At 56.7% G+C, this 23,598-nt stretch carries 19 protein-coding genes; 10 read left to right on the forward strand and 9 right to left on the reverse strand.

Features of this window, described 5'->3' with window-relative positions; all coding sequences use genetic code 11:
• Positions 1–107 precede the first annotated feature (107 nt).
• Positions 108–1,115, forward strand: a complete 1,008-nt coding sequence (locus GT613_RS11715) for an asparaginase (RefSeq protein ID WP_009304960.1) — start codon at positions 108–110, stop codon at positions 1,113–1,115.
• On the opposite strand, the gene thpR is transcribed toward GT613_RS11715, so the two are convergent.
• The 4 genes from thpR to GT613_RS11735 all read right to left on the reverse strand — a co-directional run bounded on the left by thpR (position 1,112) and on the right by GT613_RS11735 (position 3,838).
• Entirely contained in the window at positions 1,112–1,660 is a 549-nt protein-coding gene (gene thpR, locus GT613_RS11720; protein WP_009304958.1) for an RNA 2',3'-cyclic phosphodiesterase, read from the reverse strand. The two genes, GT613_RS11715 and thpR, sit on opposite strands and share 4 nt — an antisense overlap.
• Before the next feature lie 254 nt (positions 1,661–1,914).
• Entirely contained in the window at positions 1,915–2,334 is a 420-nt protein-coding gene (locus tag GT613_RS11725) for a peptide deformylase (protein WP_009304956.1), read from the reverse strand.
• Positions 2,335–2,448: 114 nt separating this feature from the next.
• A complete protein-coding gene (locus tag GT613_RS11730) occupies positions 2,449–2,871 on the reverse strand; it encodes a hypothetical protein (RefSeq protein WP_009304954.1) in 423 nt (140 codons plus the stop codon).
• A 64-nt stretch (positions 2,872–2,935) separates the two neighbouring features.
• The gene (locus tag GT613_RS11735; protein ID WP_009304952.1) at positions 2,936–3,838 is read right to left on the reverse strand and encodes a restriction endonuclease; all 903 of its coding nucleotides are present in this window, start codon (positions 3,836–3,838) and stop codon (positions 2,936–2,938) included.
• 277 nt (positions 3,839–4,115) lie between these two features.
• Here GT613_RS11735 and GT613_RS11740 point away from each other — a divergent pair, with 277 nt between their 5' ends.
• Together GT613_RS11740 and GT613_RS11745 are read left to right on the forward strand one after the other, a co-directional pair.
• Complete coding sequence (locus GT613_RS11740) at positions 4,116–7,154, forward strand: DEAD/DEAH box helicase family protein (RefSeq protein ID WP_227100918.1); 3,039 nt, start codon at positions 4,116–4,118, stop codon at positions 7,152–7,154.
• Between the two features lie 236 nt (positions 7,155–7,390).
• On the forward strand, positions 7,391–8,299 hold the full coding sequence (locus GT613_RS11745; RefSeq protein WP_226844138.1) for a DNA cytosine methyltransferase: 909 nt from the start codon (positions 7,391–7,393) through the stop codon (positions 8,297–8,299).
• On the opposite strand, the gene GT613_RS11750 is transcribed toward GT613_RS11745, so the two are convergent.
• On the reverse strand, positions 8,238–9,353 hold the full coding sequence (locus GT613_RS11750; protein ID WP_009304945.1) for a HindVP family restriction endonuclease: 1,116 nt from the start codon (positions 9,351–9,353) through the stop codon (positions 8,238–8,240). The genes GT613_RS11745 and GT613_RS11750 overlap by 62 nt on opposite strands.
• A 393-nt stretch (positions 9,354–9,746) precedes the next feature.
• Here GT613_RS11750 and GT613_RS11755 point away from each other — a divergent pair, with 393 nt between their 5' ends.
• The gene (locus tag GT613_RS11755; RefSeq protein ID WP_050784805.1) at positions 9,747–10,592 is read left to right on the forward strand and encodes a hypothetical protein; all 846 of its coding nucleotides are present in this window, start codon (positions 9,747–9,749) and stop codon (positions 10,590–10,592) included.
• 215 nt (positions 10,593–10,807) lie between these two features.
• On the opposite strand, the gene GT613_RS11760 is transcribed toward GT613_RS11755, so the two are convergent.
• Complete coding sequence (locus GT613_RS11760) at positions 10,808–12,343, reverse strand: amidase family protein (protein WP_009304943.1); 1,536 nt, start codon at positions 12,341–12,343, stop codon at positions 10,808–10,810.
• 419 nt (positions 12,344–12,762) lie between these two features.
• Entirely contained in the window at positions 12,763–13,194 is a 432-nt protein-coding gene (locus tag GT613_RS11765) for an SWIM zinc finger domain-containing protein (protein WP_009304941.1), read from the reverse strand.
• Positions 13,195–13,571: 377 nt separating this feature from the next.
• Between GT613_RS11765 and GT613_RS11770 the strand changes: the two genes are divergently transcribed.
• The 6 genes from GT613_RS11770 (at position 13,572) to GT613_RS11795 (ending at position 21,820) form a co-directional block, all read left to right on the forward strand.
• Positions 13,572–13,868 carry a hypothetical protein gene (locus tag GT613_RS11770; RefSeq protein WP_009608739.1) on the forward strand — a complete coding sequence of 99 codons (297 nt, stop codon included), beginning with the start codon at positions 13,572–13,574 and terminating at the stop codon, positions 13,866–13,868.
• A 441-nt stretch (positions 13,869–14,309) separates the two neighbouring features.
• On the forward strand, positions 14,310–15,440 hold the full coding sequence (locus GT613_RS11775) for a hypothetical protein (protein ID WP_009304937.1): 1,131 nt from the start codon (positions 14,310–14,312) through the stop codon (positions 15,438–15,440).
• 793 nt (positions 15,441–16,233) lie between these two features.
• Entirely contained in the window at positions 16,234–16,416 is a 183-nt protein-coding gene (locus GT613_RS11780; protein ID WP_009304935.1) for a hypothetical protein, read from the forward strand.
• Positions 16,413–18,740, forward strand: a complete 2,328-nt coding sequence (gene hsdR / locus GT613_RS11785; RefSeq protein ID WP_009304934.1) for an EcoAI/FtnUII family type I restriction enzme subunit R — start codon at positions 16,413–16,415, stop codon at positions 18,738–18,740. The genes GT613_RS11780 and hsdR overlap by 4 nt, the downstream gene beginning before the upstream one ends.
• A 13-nt stretch (positions 18,741–18,753) precedes the next feature.
• Entirely contained in the window at positions 18,754–20,241 is a 1,488-nt protein-coding gene (locus tag GT613_RS11790) for a class I SAM-dependent DNA methyltransferase (RefSeq protein ID WP_009304932.1), read from the forward strand.
• Positions 20,231–21,820 carry a restriction endonuclease subunit S gene (locus GT613_RS11795; RefSeq protein ID WP_161172632.1) on the forward strand — a complete coding sequence of 530 codons (1,590 nt, stop codon included), beginning with the start codon at positions 20,231–20,233 and terminating at the stop codon, positions 21,818–21,820. Before GT613_RS11790 ends, GT613_RS11795 begins: the two co-directional genes overlap by 11 nt.
• On the opposite strand, the gene GT613_RS11800 is transcribed toward GT613_RS11795, so the two are convergent.
• A complete protein-coding gene (locus GT613_RS11800) occupies positions 21,807–22,607 on the reverse strand; it encodes a tyrosine-type recombinase/integrase (protein ID WP_009304927.1) in 801 nt (266 codons plus the stop codon). The two genes, GT613_RS11795 and GT613_RS11800, sit on opposite strands and share 14 nt — an antisense overlap.
• Positions 22,608–22,644: 37 nt before the next feature.
• On the reverse strand, positions 22,645–23,598 hold a 954-nt coding region (locus tag GT613_RS11805; protein WP_192935146.1), incomplete at its 5' end, for a restriction endonuclease subunit S.

Genomic DNA, 23,598 nt, shown 5'->3' on the forward strand with positions numbered 1-23,598 from the left:
TCGTTGCGGTGTTCCATCATACCGTAAGGTGCGGGCAATAGAGGGCAAGGCGCGCGTTTCGAGTGCTACACTGTGGCGAGAGCGGTCGAATGGAGGAAAGCGACGGTATGAAGAAGATACTGCTGGTGGCGACGGGCGGCACCATCGCATCGGTCGAGGATGGGCGCGGCTTGGCGCCGGCGCTGGGCGGCGAAGAGCTGGCGCGCTACGTGCCCGAGATCGCGGATGTGTGCGATTTCGACGTGGTGCAGCCGATGAACATCGACAGTACGAACATGCGCCCGGCCGACTGGATGCGCATCCGCGACGAGATCGTGGACGCTTACGACGCCTACGACGGGTTCGTGGTGCTGCACGGCACCGACACGATGGCCTACACGGCCGCCGCGCTGTCCTACCTGGTGCAGGGCAGCCCGAAGCCCATCGTGCTGACCGGTTCGCAGCAGCCCATGGCCAGCCCCTTCACCGACGCGAAGCTCAACCTGTACCAGAGCCTGCTGTTCGCGGCCGACGATCGCTCGTGCGACGTGTCGGTGGTGTTCGGCGGCGCGGTGATAGCCGGCACGCGGGCGCGCAAGCAGCGTACGATGAGCTTTGACGCGTTCACCAGCGTGAACTTTCCTGAGATCGCGCTGGTGCGCGGCGAGCGCATCGTGAGGGCGGGGTCGCCTGCGACGTGCGCGGGCGTCGGGGGAGCGCCGCGCGTGTACGATAGCCTCAACGAGCGCGTGTTCGTGCTCAAGCTGACGCCCGAGATGAATCCGAGCATCTTCGACCTGCTCAAGCGCGATTACGACGCTGTCATCCTGGAGACGTTCGGCATCGGGGGCATCCCCGACTACGGCGACTATCGCCGCGCCATCTTCGGATGGGTGGATTCGGGGCGCACGCTGGTCGTGACCACGCAGGTGCCCGAAGAGGGCTGCGACCTGGGCGTGTACGAGGTCGGGCGCGCTTATGCGGGACATCGCGGCATCCTCAAGGGCGGCGACATGACCACCGAGGCGCTTGTGGCGAAGACCATGTGGGCGCTCGGACAGACGAGCGACCCCGACGAGATCCGCGACCTGTTCTACCGCACGGTGAACCACGACCGGCTGGCGGAAGAGGGCTAGGAACGCTCGGCTGCGATGGTTCCGAGGCGCACTGTGTGCAGCGGCTTGTAAGCGGCGCCCGCGCGGTCGAGCGTGCTCTTGTAAAGGGTGACGTCGTACGCCTCGTCGTCTTGGGGAAACGCCAGGTGCGGCAGGCCGACGTGCGGGATGCGAGCGCGGCGCGCGAGGGTGAGGTGCGCTTTGAAGGGCTTGGCATCGAAGGGCACGTCGCGGGCACGCAGCTCGTCGCGCAGACGCGCCGCCAGTTGCTCGAGCTCGGGTGCGGCGGCGATGCCCAGCCACAACGTCGCGTCGGTTGCGCGGCCGAACTTCCCCAGGCCGTCGCTGCGCAGCGGGACGGGGGACGCGCCGGCGCAGGCGGCTTCCAGCGCGTCGGTCGCGGCAGCGAGCTGCGCTTCGTCGACGTCGCCGAGGAAGGCGAGCGTGAGGTGGTAGGTGTCGCGCTTCAGGAAGCGCCCCTCCATCGACGCGCTCAGCCGGCGGGCGAGCGCGGCCGCGTCGTCAGCGAAGTCGGGCGGCAGGTCGAGCGCGATGAACGTCCTCATGGGGAGCTCCTTATTCCATGTCGAGCGGCATCTTGCGCGCGGGCGCGGGAAAGCGGCGATCGAGCAGCGCGAGATCGTCGCTTCTATACTGCGTGCATAACGCGGACCGTTATCCCCGCTTCGAGCCCTGTCGGCTGATACCGCCTTTGTGGCCCGATGCCTTGTTCGGACCCAAGCCGCCGCGCAGGGCGCGGTTGAGCTTGGGCGCGGGCGGCAAGGGGCGAGCAGCGGCATTCGGCTTCTTGCCCATGAGGCTAGACCAGCTTGCCCTTGCAGTGGTCGATGCCGTGCTGGATGATCTGCGCCGTCCAGCCGTTGAAATCCTTCTTGCGCGGCTTGAGCTCGCCGTCGACCAGTTCGCTGTAGCCCACCTTGATGCGGTCGAAGCGCGTGACTTTGGAGTCGGCTTCAAGCGAGAGGCAGCCTTCGACGGCCTTGAACGCGCCGAGCGCCTGCAGCAGGCGCGGGTTGTACATGACGTGCGGCTGATCGTCGTCGTCCAGGTACGCGATGATGCAGGTCGTAGCGCCGATCTGGTTCGCCGCCAAGCAAGCGGCGCCGTCCATCGACGTCAGCGTTTCCACAAGGTCGTCCGCCACCTGCGCGTCGTCGGTCGTGGCAGGGGTGCATACCTGCGAGAGGATGGCCTCGTCCTTTACCAGTTCTTTGATCATGATGCTCCGTTCAAGGATGGTTCGTCATTCGATGCTTGTCCGAGGATTTTATCATGAAGGAGGGGACGGGTTACCGCTGCCGTCGTTTTTGCGCTTGAGCTCGCCTGCGATGTGCTATACCTTGCCGGCGGCAGCATGGCCGAGCTTGGGAGCCGTCGTGCGTATGTGGCCGGTGGCTGTCTTTGCTCCGGTTTGCGCTCCCGAAGCGACGGCTTTCGCTGCTTGGGCGACCTCGGGCGCGACCTCTTTGGCCTTCGCGACAGCTTTGAGGATGTAAGGATTGGCCGCTGGTGTGACTATTGGAGCCACCTTCGCTGCTTTCTTCACCGTGGGCATGACGCGGGTCGCCGCGCGTTTGATGCCAGCAGGCAAGGTCGCGAAACGCAGCGCCTTCTCGGCGATGTCGACGGCCTTGCTGAAGGTTTCGGCCTGCTCAACTGCGGGCTTGTCGGAGCTGCTCGTGTCCTGCGAAGGCGCGTTCGCATCGTCTTGATCTTCGGTTTGGAAGTTAGTGGCATCAGGTCCGATTATTTTCAATGGTCATCCTTTGTGCTGTGAAACTAAGCAGGTTCGAGATCGTTTGTGATGCTCTGAATCGAGGTTAGGCCTGCTCGAAATAATCTATGTCCAAGCGTTTAACCTGAAAGCTTCTTTCGATGGTAACGCCTAAATCGTACTTGATCATTAGCTCAGATAGTTTCTGTCCATCGATGAGTACAATCGTTGCGTGGGGGTACCTGCTTGCGAAGTCCACTGCGCTTGAGTTAAAGCTTGACGTGGTGATAAATACGCCTCGTGCCACATTGCCAAGCGCGCCGGCGAATGCCTGCAATTCGGGTCTGCCGACTCTGTGGTCCTTGGCGTATCGCTTTGCTTGTGTATAAATGGGATCAAAACCGAGCGCGTCGGTTGTGATGATTCCGTCGATCCCGCTATCGCTGACGTACTGAGTTGCTCTCCCTTGTCCGTAACCCATCTTCACAAGCAGGTCGACAATGAGGTCTTCGAAAAACCTCGGGTCTTTATCCAGGATCGTGTCAAGAAGCTCATCTGCGAGCGAAGAGTTTATTTCTTCAATACTGTCTTCTATCATCTCTTGAGGGGATTTGATTTCCTCTTCGTCCTGGCGCTCGTCGATCTTGGACTCTACTCTGTTTTTGGTAGTGTTCCGGGGATTCCTTTGTTTGATGAGTCCGCAGGTTTTTCTATATACCTCGAGGTCGCTGGGTTTTTCTGCAAGGAACGCCAGGCCTTCAGCGCTTATCCGATAAATGCCTCTTGAAATACGGTTGACCAAGCCTGCGCGGTACAAATGGGATACACTCCAGTCGGTCCTGCTTTTGTAAGTGGGAACGCCGCTCGGCGTCGATTGTTCCATTTCTTCTTGGGTCAACCCGACTTCGCGCGCTACATCGTTCTGCACGTCTCGCCACCCTCGATCAATATCGTCGCCCATGACTCTCAAGACGACCCCGAACATTTCCGATTGAGTGGGAACAGCCACGATTGTCCTCCTCTGACATTTTGCTTCGCCATTAGGTTTGGCGTACCTTTGAAAAGACTAATTCGCTTAGAGTCCATAAGCAAGCAGATTGAGAATGCTGCGAAGCTAATCGTGCACATCTTGGGAGAGAATGGACTTTGCTTGCGCGAAAGGGGCTTGATTGCGTGCTGCCTAAGACGAGCTAGTCAGCCGAAGTCCGAAGCGACTATGGAGCAATTGCAGATCGGATGCATCTCATAGTATGCTACAAAAGTCGTTCTTCGAGATGGGAGCCCGTATGGGTGATGATTCGTCGCAGATTGTACGCGCGTTGATCAGCAACGTGGAGTACCGTTTCGTCGAGAAATTGTCTTCGGCGACGGACGGCAGCGAGGTTGTACTATGCGAGGCGCCCGACGGTGAAAGGAGATACGCGACTTGCGAGGCGTGGGAGGCCGGGTACGCGCGGTTCGAGGCGCGTCAATCGGCGGACGATGGCATCGTGACCTCGGCGAGCTCGAGCGCCGAGAAGCTTGCGCTGTTCAACCTGTTGTTCGTCATGCGCGGCGATGTGTATGCGAAGAGCTACTTTAACAAGAAAACGGGGCGTGTCGGTTATACGCCTGCGTGCGCTCACGAGTGGGATCGCGGTGTGTGCGGAAAGCCCCGAGTCAAGTGCGCAGATTGTCCGCATCGCGAGTTCTTGCCGCTTGACGGTGGGGTTCTCAGGGCGCATTTCCGCGGCACAGGGCGGGAGGGCGTCGGAATCGTTGCTGGCTATCCCCTCATCGACGACGACAAGACGCACGTGCTCGCGGTCGACTTCGACAAGGACGACTGGTGGCAGTCGGTCGGCGCGTTTCGAAGGGTATGCGAACGGGAGGGCGTGCCGGTCGCCATCGAGCGCTCGCGGTCAGGCAGCGGCGCGCATGCGTGGATGTTCTTCAGCGAGCCAGTAGCTGCGTCGGACTCCCGCAAGCTCGGATGCGCCCTGCTGACATGCGCGATGCGGATCGATCCGAACGTGCGGTTTGAATCGTACGACCGCCTGTTTCCTAGCCAGGACTCCACGCCGACCGGCGGCTTCGGCAACGCGATTGCCCTGCCGTTCCAGGGAGATGCGCGGCGTGATGGCAACTCGCTTTTCGTCGATGCGTCGTTCCGGCCCTATGCGGACCAGTGGAGGTTCCTCTCGTCGGTCGAGCGTATGACGCAGGCCGACCTCGTTCGATTACTACGGCGGTTCGGTAAGCGCATCCTCGGCGATCTGGAAGACGCAGACGCCTCGTCTGCGAGCGAGCTGCTCGATGCGGAGACACCGGCGTGCAAGGGCGGTGGAGGAGGCGCAGTTCTGCCATGGGCTTCGAAGGCTCGCGCGAAGCTGGGACCAGGGGACATGCCCGCGCTGGTGCGCATCGTGCGTTCGAACTTGCTGTTCGTGTCGAAAGAGGGCTTGTCGGCTGCGGCGATCGACCGGATCAGGCGTGTGGCCGCATTCGGAAACCCTGACTTCTACCGCGCGCAGGCCATGCGCCAGTCGGTGTACGGCAAGGAGCGGGTACTGCACTTCGACGAGGATGCTGGCGACTGGATCGGGCTGCCGCGAGGATGCGAGAACTCGGTGGCGGAGCTGCTCGCAACGTGCGGTGCGCAACCGATGTTCGAAGAGGCGCGTTGCGAGGGAAAGCCGATCAAGGTCGAATTTAAGGGTGCGCTGCGGCCCAAGCAAGTGCCCGCAGTCGAGGCACTCGCGGCATGTGACATCGGCGTGCTGGTTGCTCCGCCGGCGTTCGGCAAGACGGTGGTCGCCGCCAACCTGATCGCATGCCGCAAGGTGAGCACGCTCATTCTTGTAGAGAAGGTGACACTGCTCGAACAATGGAGGGATCGTCTCGAGCAATTTCTCGGCATTGACGAGGATCTGCCGGAATTGCTGACGCCGACCGGCCGCAAAAGCAGGAAGAAGCGTTCCATTATCGGTCAAGTTGGCGGAGGGAAACGCCTGCCGAGCGGCGTTGTCGACATCGCGCTTGTTCCGGCCCTGTTCGAGAAGGGCGACCTTCCGGGTGAGAAACGCGTGGCTAGCCTCGTGCAGACGTATGGAATGGTGATCTGCGACGAATGCCACCACGTGTCGGCCTTCAGCTTCGAGAAGGTCATGCGAGCGGTGAAGGCCCGTTACGTGCATGGGCTTACGGGAACGCCTAAGCGCTCCGACGGACTGCAGGCCATCGTGTTCATGCAATGCGGGACGATTCGCTACCGAGTGGGAAAGGGAGTGGTTGGCGAGGAGGAGCCGCTTGCGCGCGTTATGGTGCCGCGTTTCACGAAGACCCGCCTCGACGATGTCGACCAGAAGAACTTCAACCAGCTGATGAACGGGCTTTGCGCCGACGAGTCGCGCAACAGCCTGATCGTGCGGGACGTTGCACGCGTGCTTGACGGGGGAGGGACGGCGCTCGTCTTGACGCGGCGCGTTGAGCATGCGACGACATTGGAGAAGTTGCTCGCCGCGCAGGGCTATGAGACGATGCTGCTAGTGGGATCGGATCCGCAGAGAATCAAGCGCGAGAAGCTGCGCATGCTCGGACAGTTCGCTTCCGGGAAGCCGTTCGCTATCGTGGCGACGGGAAGCTATGCGGGCGAAGGGTTCGACGACGATCGTCTGGACGCGCTGTTTCTGGCCGGGCCGGTGTCATGGAGCGGGCTCGTAGCGCAGTACGTGGGGCGCCTCCACCGACGTCGCGAGGGGAAGGACGAGGTGGTCGTGTACGACTACGTCGACATGAATGTGCGGATGCTCGACGGCATGTATCGTAAACGCCTGAAGGAGTACGCTGCGCAAGGCTACGAACTGCGTCCGGCAGTCGATGAGGGCGACGTGCGCGGCGAGTTCGTGACCCCGGAGGCGTATCTGGAGCGTTTCGAATCGGATGTGGCGAAGGCGGCGAAAACGCTGGTGGTGGCTAGCTCGGAAGTCCACAAGCGCCGCGCAGAGTCGTTGGCGCCTTGCTTGGAGGCGGCAGTGGCGCGCGGGGTGGATGCGCAGGCGACTTTGCCCGACCCCGAAGGTGCAAAGCCGAAGAAGGCGCAGGCGATCGCGGATGTCGCCGCGCTGCTCAAGCAAGCTGGAGTCCGAGTATCGTTCCGCGAAGCCTGCCCCAATCTCGTAATCGCCGATAGCGCCACAGTCTGGTATGGCGGTATAGCCCCCTTCGCCTATCCGCGACCCGACGAACAGGTGCTGCGCTTCATCAGCGGCGAAGTGGCGAGGGAGTTGGAGAGGCTGGGAAGAGGGCGGGCTGTAGACGATGGGGATGCTGAGTCTGTCGGATGAAAACGTGTCGATACCCGAAATTGAGCATTCATGAGCGAAATCCAAGGACGGTCGCTCAGTCTGATTGCAGTGCCGAGACTGCGCCTGCGGTCAAGCTGAATCAACCACATCAACCGCCGTATCAAGCTTTTGTGTGTTCCCTCGGCTGTTTATGAATAAAGCGAAAGCATAGGGCATCACATGAGTATAATATATTCTTTATACTATTCGTTGCTTACATGAGGGGAGACTTGGCAGTGCAGACTATTGATCTATTCTGCGGTTGCGGTGGTCTGACTGCTGGTTTTCGTGCTGCCGGATTCGAGAATCTTGTGGGATTTGACAACTGGCAAGCAGCGCTTGACACGTACAGTGCTAACAATCCTGATCAGGGAGAAATGCTGGATCTCGGCGATTTGAGCGCTTCGCTTGAGAGGCTTGCCGAGTACAAAGGCATTGACGGCGTGATCGGCGGACCTCCCTGCCAGGATTTTTCGTCTGCGGGCAAGCGTACTGAGGGTGATCGTGCCGATCTGACTGAGAAATACGCCGCAATAGTGAAAGAGCTTGAACCGACTTTCTTTTTAATGGAAAACGTTCCTCGTGCAGACAAATCTCGTGCTTATGAAAAAGCGATAAAAGTTCTGGAAAAAGCAGGTTACGGTATCAGCAAGCGCGTCATAGACGCTTCTCGTGTCGGTGTTCCTCAATCGAGGAAGCGGCTTATCACGATTGGGTGGAAAAACGCTAACAAGCAGGATGAAATAGGCGAACTCTTGGATGCTGGATTGTCTGACCATAGGACGACCATGCGTGATTACTTCGGGGATGCGTTAGGCACGGAATATATTTACAGGCATCCTCGCTCTTATGCTCGTCGTGCGATTTTCAGTATCGACGAACCTTGTCCGACGGTGCGTGGGGTAAATCGCCCGATTGCGCCCGGCTATCCTGGACACCATGGCGATAAGGCCGACGCTTCCAAGGCTCGTCCGCTTACAACGGAGGAGCGCGCTCGCGTTCAAACTTTTGAAAACTGGACGTGGCCGAAAAGCAAAACTGACGCGGAGCAGATTATCGGCAATGCTGTTCCCGTCCTGCTCGCTAATTATGTGGCTCGCCAAATTGCAGCATACCAAGCAGCTCTTCCATCGAGCGATGAATAAGGACGGCGTCCAGTCTGCGTTCGGGCTTGAGAAGCGCTGCGCCTTCGGGTAGCAGTATTTCATTAGTTTCATTGACGGAAATGCGCGGATGGATGAAATGCTTTGACTTGATGAAAGGCCGAATACCGCCAGAAGTGAATGATCCCGCCTTGTCCGTTTGACCGCCGAACGTCACAAGCGAATGCGTACGCTCGAAAGTGACGCGTCCTTGCGCAGAATAATCGAACATCGACTTGATGAACCATATCAAGGCTCGTGCTGGTCGACCTATGGACGAAGTGCTTGTCGCGATTTCTCGCTTCATTGCAGAAGTGAAGAGCTGAAGGAACGCGGCGTTGGAAAAAAAGAAGACATCGTAGCATTCGTTATCAAGCACCGGCTCTTGTCCCTGCGTTCTCCATTCTCCGATGAGAACGAGAGGCTTTTGCTTGGGTATGCAGCGCCTGATCAGCTCGTTTGACGCTGCAAGAACATTGCTCCGGTGCCTCTTCATGAAGTCTTCGTTCGACCATTCGTAATCGATGGGGCTGCCTAATTCAGCAACAATAACTTCACCGACTTCTTGTCTGCGCAAGGGGCCAAACGATGCGGCAAACGAAAAACAGAGCTGCTCGATAGACGGTGGGCGAACAACCAGCTCGCAGCATTGTTCGTCTCGAGGCATTCTTGCGGTGCCGGAGGTCGGCACCGCAACGAGTTTCACCTCGAAGGCGGACACTTCGTCACCTGTTATGCGGTTTTTAACTACTATATCAGAGCGATTTGCTTCGTTTACGGCGTATTGGCTGTATTGCTCGAAGCTGTCTTCGAAGTGGTATTCCGCATCGTACGGATCGCATCCTATTATATCCTTGAGCGGTGTTAGCTTGTGTTTTGTTGTCGGTGCATCGCCCTCGCCGAGGTCGGCTACGATGTAGTTCATCGGCAGATTCTTCTCGCACGCAAGGTAGTTTGCCAACGCGATGGGGAAAGCCGTTGTAAACGTGTTTTTCCCGAAGGCATCTCCGCTTTCGAAATCTTTGTTTGAATGGGTCAAGCCATAGAGATAGGTCATCGATGCCGCCTAAATCGAGTTGAAACTACATTCGAATATTATACGGGTTTGGTTCTGGATGTTGTAAAGAATGATACGTCGTCTGCGTGCTTTATGCGGTGAGGGTCCGTGGACCCCGTGCAAGAACCCTGGAGCTTGGTTATGGCGGCATCGTTGAGTCTCAGCGAATGGCGGCAGGGCGATCGCGGGGATTCGTTCGTGTGCCTTTTTAGCGAGATTTTCGAGAGGCTCGTGTTTCGGACGTTTACGCGTTTACTCGATGTCTCACGTCCGTTCCGTGGAGTACGCGGCATCGTCTGTATTGATATGATTGCAGTATCGACATAATCGTCGTTTGAAGTTGGACTCGGGCGTGGGCGTGACGCTGCAGTGGTTGGCTGGGAGATGGTAGAAATGGGTCTCGATGCATTTGTTGCGTGCAATTGTCTTAGGGATGGAAAACTTTCGAACCCTCTTGAGCCTTTTACGATGGACGATGTCTACCGGGATGCGGAAGGACTACTCTCATCTCGGATGCTTGATTGTTTCTTAGTGCAGCTTGGTTTCGAGGAGTACATGAGGTGCTATGGTGCTCTCGATCGCCGCTTTTCTGACTGGTTGGATAAACCGTGCGAGCATGAAGGCAGAGAGTATCTTAGCGAGTGCGTATCTAATTGGTCGGGAATTGGCCAATTTCGATCTATCGTCGCAAGCCTTGGTGGAGAGGTCGCGTACCCGATCTTGAGCCATCTTTTGCCGGGCGGCGATGGTGGCAGTTTTCCGGCGGAGTTGGCAGCTGAAGCAATAGAGGAGATTGACGAACTTGTTGAATTTGCGAAGCATCTTGTTTTCAACTCTTTGGTTTGCGAGGGGTTTGAGGAGCCTATATGGTCTTGCGCCGATAGGTTCACGGGGCCCTTTATGATGGCTCCTTATTTGGAAGTTGGCATGGATGGCGATCGAGTCTATTTTGCGACGGAGGATCGCAGGGTGACAAGTCGTCGTTTCAGGCAAGAGCCCATCGGTCCCGCAGAATGTAATGGGTCCCAGGAAATGGAAATAACCGTTTGCGAAACCGGGGAGCGTCTTCGCATCTTCGACTCGATCGGGCCAAGCGGAGAGCCGAAGACCGTACGCGAGTTCTGGATCGAACCCAGGGAGGCACCTTTTATGTATGAAGGTCGCTATCTCACGGCAGAACGAATCGGGTCTTTGCTGGCTGCGTCGTTGGAGACGGGAAATCCCGTACAATGGTGTTGAATGCGGCATCCTGTCGATGCGGTTGATTGTGAGTGTGCTTAGCTTTTCCTGAGATTCCCACTTTGCAAGATCAGTCGATGGGAGGCGTCGAGCGTTTCATCAAGATTCTATTTCCCTTGGGCTACTACCAAGGTTGAAGGCGGAGGCGGACCGCTGTCTATTCTCCAAGAGGGGCCGTTGGCAGCGGCTCCGGTGCTCGTCAATCAAGGGCGGTTCTAATTCAGGTAGTTCTCGGGGATAGCCCGTGCGGCGGTTTTCTTCTCGAAGCTGTAGGCGATGTTGAGCAGCTTCTCATCCTCCTTTCGCCCTGCGACGAAGGTGGCCCCTCTTGGGGCGCCTTCGTCCGAGACGCCGGCGGGCACCGTCAGCTCGGGGTATCCCGCCGTGGCTGGCACGAGTACGCCTTCGTTGTCGTAGAACACGAGGGCGTCGAGCTTCTCGTCGCGAAGCAGGTCATCGATCCTGCTTTGCGCGGTTTTGACCATCGCCTCGACCTTCGCTTTGTCGAATTCGGTCACTTCGTTCGCGTCTTCAAGGAGGTCCTGGCCATATTTCGCCCGCCTGCTCGGGTCTTTCTGGTTGAAGGCGATCAGATCGGAAAGGCTTTTCACCGGCGCTTGGTAGGTTTGCAGATAGCGGTCGAGATCGTTTTTGAAGTCCTGGTTGATGATGTACTCGTTGTCTATTCCGTCTTCCGAAAGCTCGACTGGCACCGCTTGCGCGCCGCAGGCCTCGATTTTGCGGGCGAGGGCTTGCTGCGGATCGTCGCCGACAATGCCGATGCGCTTTCCCCTGAGGAAGCCGGCATCGAGCTGTTCGCTCACGGCCTTCGATGCATCCGATACGGATGCGTTGTAGAGAACGGCTGCGTCCTTGACGCTTTTCGCCATGGTTCCCACGGTGTCCATGGTGGAGGACAGGGGCATCACGCCTGCGGTGGAAATGGCATCTTTCGTGGGCTTGAAGCCGACTATCGAATGGATCGCCGCCGGCGCGATGATGGAGCCTGTGGTTTCCGTCCCGATTGCTGCTGCGGAGAAGTTGGCGGCAACGGCCGCGCCGCTTCCGGAGCTGGATCCTTCCGGCGAAAGGTTGAGGGGATCGAAGGGATTGTGGGTTTGGCCGGCCTTGGAGCTGTAGCCGCTCGGCATCTTCGTGTCCATGAAGTTTGCGAGTTCGGACAGGTTCGATTTGCCCAATATGATGGCACCGCCGTTCGTCAGGGCCGTTACTGCGTCAGCGTCGTCTTTTGGCGTGAAGTCCTTGAGCGCGTAGGTGCCGCCGCTGGTGGGCATGGTGTTCGTGTTGACGTTGTCTTTGACGAGGACGGGGATTCCCCTCATGCCCGCCGGAGTTGCGGAGCTCGCGTCGAGGGCGCGGGCTTCCTCTATCGCCTTCGGATTGATCGCCGCTACTGCGTTGATGCCCTTTTCACCGGCATCGTATGTTTTGATGCGATCCAGGTAGAACGCCGTCAGTTCTTCGTAGGTCAAGTCGTCCCTGGAGATCGCCGCGTGCAGGTCCTCGATGGACTTCTCCATGATCAGGTCTTTTTTCGCACGGACTTTTTCGAGGTCTATCCCGGCAAGCTGCGAGTCGATGAGCGCAACCTGTTGGTCTTTGTCGTAGGAGATGCGCTCTTCCTGTTCGGGCGCGAGCGATCTTGGAAGCGCGAACGCCGCTATGGCAACGCCGACCAGGGCGATCAATATGATCGATGCGGGCAGTATGATTTTCAGGCGGGTTTTCATCGCCGTCTCCTCGCTTCGGTTGGGGATGTGGTGTCTGTCTCTGCGTTCTTGGTTGTGTCGTGGTGCTGCGGGGTTTCGCCCGGGAGGTGGGTTCGTCCAATGGCATTATGTTGCTGCGGCCTTTTATACCATGTCAAACGAGATTTCAGGTGTTTTTAAGGTTGGGAGGGAGTCGGCGAGCGCAGGAGTGCTTGCTGGCCGATGCTCGGTGCGTGGTGTGCGCATCGATTGCGCTATCTTGAGTTTTGCAGGAGACGATTGGCTGGAAGGGAGGGATGGAAAAGCAGGGATGCCTCGGGGTTTTTCTTGCACTGCTTTTTGCCTCTATCGTCATTGGGGCGAAGGTTCTGACGTGTCTAATCAAGACGCCTGGGTCTTGAGCCTGCTTTCGAGGGCGTGTTTGCGCATATGTTGCGCTATCAATACCGGTTGTTCCTCTCTTCAAGCTCAAGGAGCGCGTTGTAGAGCTGCTTTTGCAGCTCGTCTTTTTTCAGGCTTTTGACGTAGCGTTCGATCTCTTTGTAATGCTCTTGCTGCCGGCGCTCTTCTTCCTTTTTCGATTCCTCGACTTCGCGCAGGAAGGCGTCGGCTTCGCTGGGAAACGCGGTGAAGCACAATGCGACCATGTGCTTGCAGACAACTCGCCTGTCTTTTGCGAAAGGGCAATCGCAATGAGAGCGCTTGGGATGCTCGATGTCGATGACGGTATGGTAGGGGTCTTCCGCCGATCCTTGTATGCGGCTCTCGAAGATGTTTTCGGCCAGCTGCTCATACGCCTCGACTTTTCCTTCCTTGAAGTAGTCGTAGCCTCGCCATATGGAAGCTCCGCTTGCTGAAGACCAGAAGCTCATGAAAGGCCTCGTTTCTGTCGTTGTCGCAGGTTAATTGAGATTGAGTGTACGTTCGAATGGGGGGGGATGCAACCGGCTGGCAGCGAGGCGAACAGGAGTCGTGCAGCCGCCCTGCTAAGCGAGGTACTGCAAACGCGACGTCAATGAGAACGTAATCAACCAAGGGTTATTCTACCTCGTTGGCTTATCGATCACCGCGCGGACTTCAAGCTGCTTGTAATTGAAAAACTTGGCAGGCGGGCTGCCGACGCTATAGATTGGAGTTCGCCCGTCGTATACTGCATCGCAAACGCATTCGGCAGGTACGATTTGCACGCGATAAAGCAGATGAATCGCAATATTCGTTTGATTCGTTACGCAAATGGCGGTGACGTAGTGTGTTCGAGTATCTGAATTCGCCGTCTACTGTTGCGCCGGTTTCTTTTGCGACCTGTGGAGGCTTCGCGAAGTCGAGATCGGGCGACAAGACCTTTGCTCAGCAGTATGCCGGAACGACGGACGAATTGCGCGAGATCGTCGATGAGGTGCGTCGTTACATGGTGGAGCAAGGCGACAACGTATCCGAAAACGAGCTCAAGCTGTACTTGGCTATCAAGAATGTCTGCAATCGTTTGCGTCGAGGTGAACAGGACGCGCGTGATTCTGCATATACATTTGGATCCAGATACTGTTAAGCTGGGCGACATCGTTATTGACGCTCGCGAAAAGGGCCGCTGGGGTACGGGCGATCTGGAGTGCAGCATTCGTATCATGGAAGAGTTGGATAGCGTCAAGCCGCTGCTCGATAGGGCGTACTTGGAGAATTAGGGGGGATTGGCGGGGGCGTGGGCGGTTGAAGAGCCGTTGGGAGCTGGTCGAGGATCGTTCGACTCGGCGTGGCAAGGGAACCATTCGCGAGCGACGGCGTATTAACCGCTGATCAGCCTGCTTCGCGCAGCGCGTTGCGGATCACATTGGGTCGAATGGCATCATGGAGCTTGGCGAGCTTGACGAGGTATCGTTCGGCAGGCGGTTCTCGTTTGTCGAGTTGTTTGGTGAAGCAGCAGATGCAGCTGGTGATGGCTATCAAGCGAGTCAAAGAAGACACAATTATCTCGGTATCATAGGAGGTGTTGATGGCAGAAGAGAGGGATGTTGTCGATATTGACGATGCGGCCGATAAGTCCGAGGCCGAAAGCAGTATAAAATGGACGTATCACTGCGATTCGGAAAACTCTACGGACTTGGGCGAGTCATATAAGAGCTTTGCGCCCGCCATGTCTAGCCTTGCACAGGTAGCGGACAAGCTCCAAGGAATCTTTCAGTCTTCTTTTCCTGCGCTGGAGTCTTTGAAGACTATTAGTCAGCGTATGCAGAATTTGATTCCTGGCTGGCAAGAGATGCAGGAAAGGCTTGCAAATTCAGTTTATCCAATTGTTGTTTTTGAGAAGGCTTGTAAGTGCTACAAGGTAACGGATTGGCCCTTGGCTCTCGTTCTTTCCGGTGCAGAAGAGGAAGAAGTGGCAAACTTATATGATATGGGTATGTCTGACGATGAGTTGCGGGTTGCATTGACTGAATGGTCCTTATCTGTGTTCGATAGGGAAAGAGTTGAGTCTATTGGGGGCAAATGGGAAGAATATAGTTTCATCAGTTTGGAAGCGCGCAAACTGTTGGATCTGGCTTTGAGTCGTCATCTTGACGGGGACTATATAGCCTCAACGCTGATCAGCATCACTCAGCTCGAAGGATTGCTGTCTTCGAGTGTCGATAGCTTTAACGCCTTTGCGTATTTGGATAATGAGGTGTATTTCTGCGTCGCCAAGCGTGCAGGTCTCAATCGGGAAAAAGTGTCGCGCAACGTTAAAGACCATGCTATTGCTATGGCTTCTATTGCAGATAAAGGCTTCATGCGAATCGATTCAGCTATAGACTATTTGGTGAACATTACTTTGACGAACGCCGAGTCTTTTGACGAACTTGCCGTAGATAATCCGCTGAGAAATAAGATCTGTCATGGTTGCCAGATGAATTACGGCACGAAAGTCCATTCTTTGAAGTCGATTCTTGCTGTGGATACCGCCCTTAAGCTTGGGGCGATGGCAAGAGCGTCGGTCTCAGAAAAGAACGAAACGGAGGTGTTTGGCGAATGGTGTCCCCTTACGATGAAGTCTGATATGGAAGCTGATACCATGAAGCAGTGCATGGGAATTCGCGATGTTTTGCTATCTGGTGGGTGTGTTGCGGCTTGCTCGATGACACTTTAGTTTAGGTTGGTATGATGAGCTGAACGTACTGGTGGGGGGTACGCCGTATCGTTTACTCGCACGCAATGGCGAAGCTCATATAGATGGAGTGTTGCGAGACGGCTTCCACGTACGGTAGTGATTTGTGTTTCTGTCAGATGCGCTGCCGGAGGCTTGCCGATGAGGCAAGGGCAATGGACGGCATCATGGTACGCGTTGAACATCCGATTCTGTGCAAAGTAGCGACGTTGTTGGTAGTAAAACGTCTCTAGCGCAAATCTTCCTTTTATCCGCAGAGTCCCCGTTGTGGGACATGCAAAGGGGACTGCAAGGGCTATCATTCGTGTATCGTCCGAAGATTGATTGGAGGCATCGACGCGGGATGAATAGGCATGCTCGGATTGCAGCATGGACGACCGCAGGAGCAATAATGGATTCCGGCCGGATTCGCGCCAGGAATCCGAGAAAGCGGCGCCGCCTTCTCGAGCTCTTCTACGCCCAAGGATTCTCCTTGGGAATCCCTTTTCGACTTCCGGGCCAGCCGGACTTGCCGCGGGTTTCGGCCCTCTTCGAGTGCTGATGCAGGATAAGGGTTCCGCCTACGGCGGCGGCGCTGACAGGCAAGCCTGCCACGGGTTTCGGCAGATGGGAGCCCTGATGGTTGGCGAATCGAACCGTTTACTCCGTCTTTGCGAAGGCGCAAAACCAACTACGGTTCGCCATAACGTCAGGTAGACGGCAGCATATGGTAAACTTATATAACAATGATGCCAGACCATGCGGCACCTCAGGCTGGACGTTCAAAGGAATGACGATGGACGAGACCGAGCTCAAGCAGACGCTCCTCAACGGCAAGAAGACCGAGCGGATCATCTTCGCCGTCACCCCCGACCTCAAGCAGGCGGTAATGGCCATGGCCAAGCAGGATTGCGTGTCGGCAAGCGCCTTCATCGCATCGATCCTTGCGGAAGAGGCGGTCAGGAGGGAAATGCGGTGAACGAGTCGGACGTGCGTTTGAAGCTCATCGATCCCGTGCTGAAAAAGAGTTGGGACGCCGATAATCAGATTTTCACCGAATACTATTTCACCGACGGCGAAATCATCGTTCGAAAGAACCTCCATATCAGGAAGAAACCGAAGAAGGCCGACTATCTGCTTATGTACAGGCGCGAGATGCCCATCGCCATAGTCGAGGCGAAGGATTCGAACCACACGGTGGAGGCCGGCCTGCAGCAGGCGATGGACTACGCCATCGCGCTCGACGTCCCCTTTGCCTACAGCTCCAACGGCAAGGGATTCGCAGAGCACGACTTCACCACAGGTAAGGTTCGTCGCCTTGGGATGGACCAGTTCCCGACCCCGGACGAGCTCTGGAAGCGCTATCGTGAATCGAAGGGGCTTTCGACGGAGAAGGCCGAGGGCATCGTTTCGTCGCCCTTTTATTACGAGCGCGGCGGCAACTCGCCCCGCTACTATCAGCGCAACGCGGTCAACCGAACGGTCGAAGCGATCGCCAAGGGCCAGGACAGGCTCCTTCTCGTCATGGCCACCGGCACGGGTAAGACGTACACCGCCTTTCAGATAGTCCATCGCCTGCGCGAGGCGGGCTTGGCTCGAAAGGTGCTCTACCTTGCCGACAGGAACATCCTCGTCGACCAAACCATCGACGGCGACTTCAAGCCGCTGCGCAAGGTGATCACGAAGGTTGAGCATCGCAAGCTCGACCCGGCCTACGAGATCTACTTCGCCCTCTATCAGCAACTCGTCGGCACCGACGGCGAAGAGATCTTCAGGGAGTTCAGCCCCGAGTTCTTCGACCTCATCATCGTCGACGAGTGCCATCGCGGCAGTGCTGCCGACGATTCGGCATGGCGCAAGATTCTCGAATACTTCAGCTCCGCCGTCCAAATCGGCATGACAGCCACGCCGAAGGAAACAAAAGACGTATCGAACATCGACTACTTTGGAGAGCCGGTGTACACCTATTCGCTGAAACAGGGAATCGAGGATGGATTTCTCGCCCCATACCAGGTCGTGCGCGTGAAGCCGAGCGTCGACGTCTACGGCTGGCGTCCGGAAGCCGGAACCGTCGACGACAACGGCGAGCTCATCGACGATCGCGTGTACGAGAAGCAGGACTTCGACCGCGACCTGGTGATAAAGGAGCGAACCGACGTTGTCGCCAAGAAGATAACCCAGTTCCTCAAGGAGACCGATAGGTATTCCAAGACCATAGTCTTCTGCGTTGATATCGACCACGCCGAGCGCATGAGGCAGGCGCTGGTCAACGAGAACAGCGACATTGTAAAAGAGCACCCGACCTACATCATGCGCATCACCGGCGATTCGAAGGAGGGCAAGTCGAAGCTCGACGAGTTCATCGACCCCGACGAGAAGTACCCTACTATCGTCACGACGTCGAAGCTCCTCACCACGGGTGTGAACTGCAAGACCTGCAAGCTCGTCGTGCTCGACAACGTGTACGGCGAGCAGGGCATGACCGAGTTCAAACAGATCGTCGGCCGAGGCACGCGCATATGCGAACCGTATGGAAAGCTGTACTTCACCATCCTGGACTTCCGCGACGCCTCCCGAATGTTTGCCGACCCCGCGTTCGACGGCGAACCGGTTCAGATCTTCGAGCCGGCCCCTGATGGCCCCATGGTTCCCGACGAGGATGAGCCCGACAGCCCGCCCGACATCACCCCCACGCCTGATACGGACGATTGGCCGGATGGCGCCGATGACCAGAGCGGCCATATCAAGTACTACGTTCACGGCGTTCCCGTCGAGGTTGTTTCCGAGCGGGTCGAGTACTATTCTGTCTCGGGCGATCTGGTGACCGAAAGCCTGAAGGACTACACCCGCAAGAACATCCGGGGCGAATACGACACTCTCGACCATTTCCTCGTTGTGTGGAACGCTGAGGACCGCAAGCAGGTCATCATCGACGAGCTCAAAGAGCGCGGTGTGTTCCTCGACGAGATCAGGAAGGAATCGGGGCAAGACCAGATGAGCGATTTCGACCTCATCTGCCACATCGCCTACGACCAGAAGCCCCTCACGCGAAGCGAGCGCGCAAACAATGTGAAGAAGAAGGGCTACCTGTACGAGTACACCGGCGTGGCGCGCGATGTGCTCGAAACCCTGCTGGACAAGTACGCTACATCGAACCTCGTCGACCTGGACGACACGAGAGTCCTCGACCTCGAAGAGTTCCGCCAGTTCGGAAGCCCCATGAAGATATGCAAGGCATTCGGCGGCAAGAAGCAATTCATCTACGCGGTGCAAACTCTTGAGAATGCGCTCTATTCGGCATAGAAAGGCTTGAAGCATGGCACTGGGATCCTTGGTGAAAACCCTTCAGAACATCATGCGCAACGACGCGGGCATCAACGGCGATGCTCAGCGTATCGAGCAGATGACATGGCTGTTCTTCTTGAAGATCTACGATGCGAAGGAAGAGGAGTGGGAGTTCCACGACGATTCGTACGAATCCATAATCCCCGACCGGCTTCGCTGGCACAGCTGGGCGCCGGACGCCAAAGACGGAAGCGCTCTCACTGGAGACGAGCTGCTCGACTTCGTCAACAACGACCTGTTCAAAACCCTCGCCGGCCTTGAGCTCGACCAGAACGCCCCTTTGCGCCAAGTTGTCGTGCAGGCGGCCTTCACCGACGCCAACAACTACATGAAGGACGGCATCCTGCTCCGCCAAGTGGTCAACGCCATCGACGAGTCGGTTGATTTCACTGAGTACAAGGAGCGCCACGCCTTCGGCGAGATCTACGAGATCATCCTCAAGGACCTGCAGTCAGCCGGCAACGCGGGCGAGTTCTACACGCCGCGCGCCGTAACCGACTTCATGGCAGAGATGCTCGCACCGAAGCTGGGAGAATCCGTCGCCGATTTCGCATGTGGCACGGGCGGGTTCCTCACGAGCGCCCTGAAGCTGCTGGCGAAGCAGGTGAACACACCTTCCGACCAGGAGCTCTATTCGAAGTCGATCTACGGCATCGAGAAGAAGCAGCTGCCGTACCTGCTCTGCATCACCAACATGCTGCTTCACGATATTGATAACCCGCAGGTATTCCACGACAACTCGCTTGAACACGACGTGCGCGACTACCGCCACAAAGAGGGCGGCCAGTTCGACGTGGTGCTCATGAACCCGCCCTACGGCGGCTCCGAGAAGGCCTCGATACAGAACAACTTCCCGACCGCGCTGCGCAGCTCTGAGACGGCCGACCTTTTCCTAGCGTTGATTCTCTACCGCCTCAAGAAAAACGGCCGTGTTGCGGTCATCATCCCCGACGGATTCCTTTTCGGCCAGGATGCCGCGAAGGTCGAGATCAAACGCCGACTGCTGAAAGACATGAACCTTCATACAGTCGTCCGTATGCCGCAGAGCGTCTTCGCCCCCTATACACCCATCACCACCAACATCCTGTTCTTTGACAACACGGGCAAATCGGAAGGCGTTTGGTTCTACCGCATGGGCATGCCTGAGGGGTACAAGCACTTCTCGAAGACCAAGCCCATCAAATCCGAACACTTCAATGAGGTTCGCGAATGGTGGAATGATCGCAAGGAGATCGAGGAGGACGGCAGCCCCAAGGCTAAGTTCTATTCCGTGGAGGAACTGAACTCCGACCATAACTTCGACCTTTGCGGTTATCCGCATGAGGAAGAGGAGATTTTGCCTCCTGACGAGTTGATTCGCGACTACCGCCAGCGTCGCGCTGCACTTGATGCGGAGATTGACCGCAAGTTGGCACAGATCTGCGATATTCTGGGAATTGAGGACGTCGATGAAGGCTAAAGACCTTAAGAACTCGATCCTGCAGATGGCGGTGCAGGGCAAGCTCGTGCCGCAGGATCCTTCAGATGAGCCTGCTTCCGTGCTTCTGGAGCGAATCCGCACAGAGCGGGCGCAACTCATCAAGGAGAAGAAGATCAAGGCTCCCAAGGGCGGCGAGTCAATGATCTACCTCGGTTCCGATGGGTCCCGCTATGAGAAGCGCAGCAAGGGCGAGCCCGTCTGCATCGACGACGAGATCCCGTTCGATATCCCTGAAGGCTGGGAGTGGGCAAGGCTTGGCAATATTGTTTATCAACGTGCGCAGCTTAAGCCAACCTCCGCATTCAGCTATATCGATATTGGATCCATTGACAACGCCCACCAGCGTTTGAGCTCTAAGGAAACTTTGATTGAAGCCGATAAAGCACCTTCGAGGGCACGCAAGCCTGTCAAGTTGGGTGATGTTCTCTATTCAACGGTACGACCCTACTTGCATAACATGTGCATCGTTGACCGCAAATTCTCGCTACCGCCAATCGCAAGCACGGGTTTTGCGGCGATGGTTTGCCTCGATGGTATATCGAATGGGTATTTGCTCAACTATTTGATGTCCCCAGATTTTGATACGTACGCTAATCGCACCGACAATTCAAAAGGTGTCGCATATCCCGCCATTAACGATAAACACCTTTATGCCGCTCTCGTTCCCGTGCCGCCCCTCGCCGAGCAGCGCCGCATCGCCGAGCGCGTCTCCGAGCTGATGCCGCTCGTTGGGGAGCACGGCAAGCTGGAGGACGAGCGCGAAGCGTTGGACGCTTCGCTGCCCGAGCGCCTGCGCAAATCCGTGCTGCAGATGGCCGTCGAGGGCAAGCTCGTGCCACAAGATCCGTCGGAAGAGCCCGCATCCGTGCTGCTCGATCGCATCCGCGAGGAACGCGCCCATCTTATCAAGGAGAAGAAGATCAAGGCCCCCAAGGGCGGTGAGTCGGTAATCTACCTCGGTTCCGATGGCAGGCGCTATGAGAAGCGCGGCAAGGGCGAGCCCGTCTGCATCGACGACGAGATCCCGTTCGAGATCCCCGAGGGCTGGGAATGGGCAAGGCTCGGCAGCCTACTGTCCGTCATTAGCGACGGCACCCATAAGACCCCTGAGTACACAAATGATGGGGTTCTCTTTCTGTCTGTGCAAAACATCTCAAAAGGCTTCTTCGACCTGAGCAGAGTCAAACATATAAGTAGAGAGACACACAAAGGGCTATGTAAGAGGGTTAGGCCTCAAAATGGTGACATTCTGCTGTGCCGAATCGGTACGTTGGGAAAACCCATTATTGTCGACGTAGATTATGAATTTAGCATCTTTGTCAGTTTGGGCCTTCTCAGGCCTATTAATCGCTCGCTTGCGGAATGGATTGTCAATTGCCTTGATTCGCCTATGGGGTTCAACTGGATTCAAGAGGTTAAAGTCGGCGGCGGAACGCATACATTCAAAATCAACCTTGGAGATATTCCCTCGTTTTTGGTACCCATTCCGCCTCTTGTCGAGCAGCGCTGCATAGCCGAACGCATCTCCGAGCTCGATGTCCTAATCACCAATCAATAGCTTTATCGACTGCGGCGCGCTGTTCCTCTGCGGTGCGTCGCAGATATATTCGCGTCGTCTCGATGCTTTCATGTCCCATTAAGTCAGCGAGAAAAGCGATATCTGGGTTCTTTGCTATAAAATTTTTGGCGAATCGATGCCTGAAGGAATGCGGATACACGACATCTGGATTCACTCCATAACGTTTTGCGCAGCGTTTTAATCCAAGCGATAAGCCTCTCGTACTCATTGGGTTTCCGTTGGGGCCGACGAACACGAATCCTTCTCCAAGCGAGCATTGTTTGAACCAAAGTAGTGCATCTTGCTGTAGCGATTTTGGAATGTAAATCCGCCTCAGCTTTTCCCCTTTGGATATCAGATCAAGATGTCCCACCCTAACTGATTCGACCGTCAATCGCCGCAATTCGCTAATCCTCGCGCCGGTGCAAGCGAGGAAGCGCACGACGAAATGCCAATAAAGGTCACCGTCTTCGAGGAGTCCATCACGTAGGGTTTCATACTCATCTTGGCTGATTACGTTATCTAGAAAAGGCTTCTGCTGAACGCGAACGCCCCGCAACCTCATCCCATCGTAGCCGATGTGATCTAAATAGCAGTTCAGTGCCCCGATTCTGTTATTGGCCGTCTTCGTAGCGAATTCGCTTACCAACCAATCCTTATGAGACAAGAGGGATTCGTCGTTTACCGTTGTGTAGCGTGATAAGAACTGCGATACAGCGTAAGAATACGAGCTAATGGTGTTCTGGCTCATCTCTTTCGACTTGAGATAATTGATGAAAGCTTCCATGACATCTCCTTTCGGTTATGACGCCATGGAAGCGGGATTAGTTGATATTGGCTAGTATTAAATTAAGACGCTCGGCGATGCGGCGCTGCTCGGCGAGGGGCGGCACGGGGATCAGGTACCTCTTCACCGTCTCTTGCGCAAGCTCCTTCTGCTTCGTTGAACCGCTCGCCTGATCCTCGATAACGGATTGGACCGACGGGCCCGCAAAGTAGAGGAACGCATATTCGTAGCGCAACCAGTCGGGCACGGTCCTGATGACCGTAACGTGGCTGTCGGCAACCGCCCACCCGTAAGGGTTTTGGTTCGAATCGTAGACGGCCATGCGGCCAAGGGTGCCCAGCCCCGTCGAGTTCCAGAGCAGGTCGCCGTCAACGAGCAGCCTCTCCTCGGCATACGATGCAACGCTGTTCGGGTCGACGAACTTCGCCCTCTCCAGCGAGAACCCTGACCATTGATTGCATTTCTGAGCGACAACGGGATATTTTTTTTCGAGTGAGTACTTTGGCGATTTGCCGCGCTGTATGTAGGTGGTAATGCCCTCCAGCCTTGCCCACTCCCAGCCTTCAGGGATATCGAACGGGATCTCGCCGTCGATGCAAATCGGCTCGCTCTCGCGGCCCTTCGCATCCACGCGCTTCTCATAGCGCCTGCCATCGGAACCGAGGTAGATTACCGACTCACCGCCCTTGGGGGCCTTGATCTTCTTCTCCTTGATAAGATGGGCGCGTTCCTCGCGGATGCGATCGAGCAGCACGGATGCGGGCTCTTCCGACGGATCTTGTGGCACGAGCTTGCCCTCGACGGCCATCTGCAGCACGGATTTGCGCAGGCGCTCGGGCAGCGAAGCGTCCAACGCTTCGCGCTCGTCCTCCAGCTTGCCGTACTCCCCAACGAGCGGCATCAGCTCGGAGACGCGCTCGGCGATGCGGCGCTGCTCGGCGAGGGGCGGCACGGGGATCAGGTACCTCTTCACCGTCTCTTGCGCAAGCTC

The organism is Eggerthella sp. BIOML-A4 (assembly GCF_009875575.1).
Lineage (GTDB): Bacteria > Actinomycetota > Coriobacteriia > Coriobacteriales > Eggerthellaceae > Eggerthella > Eggerthella lenta.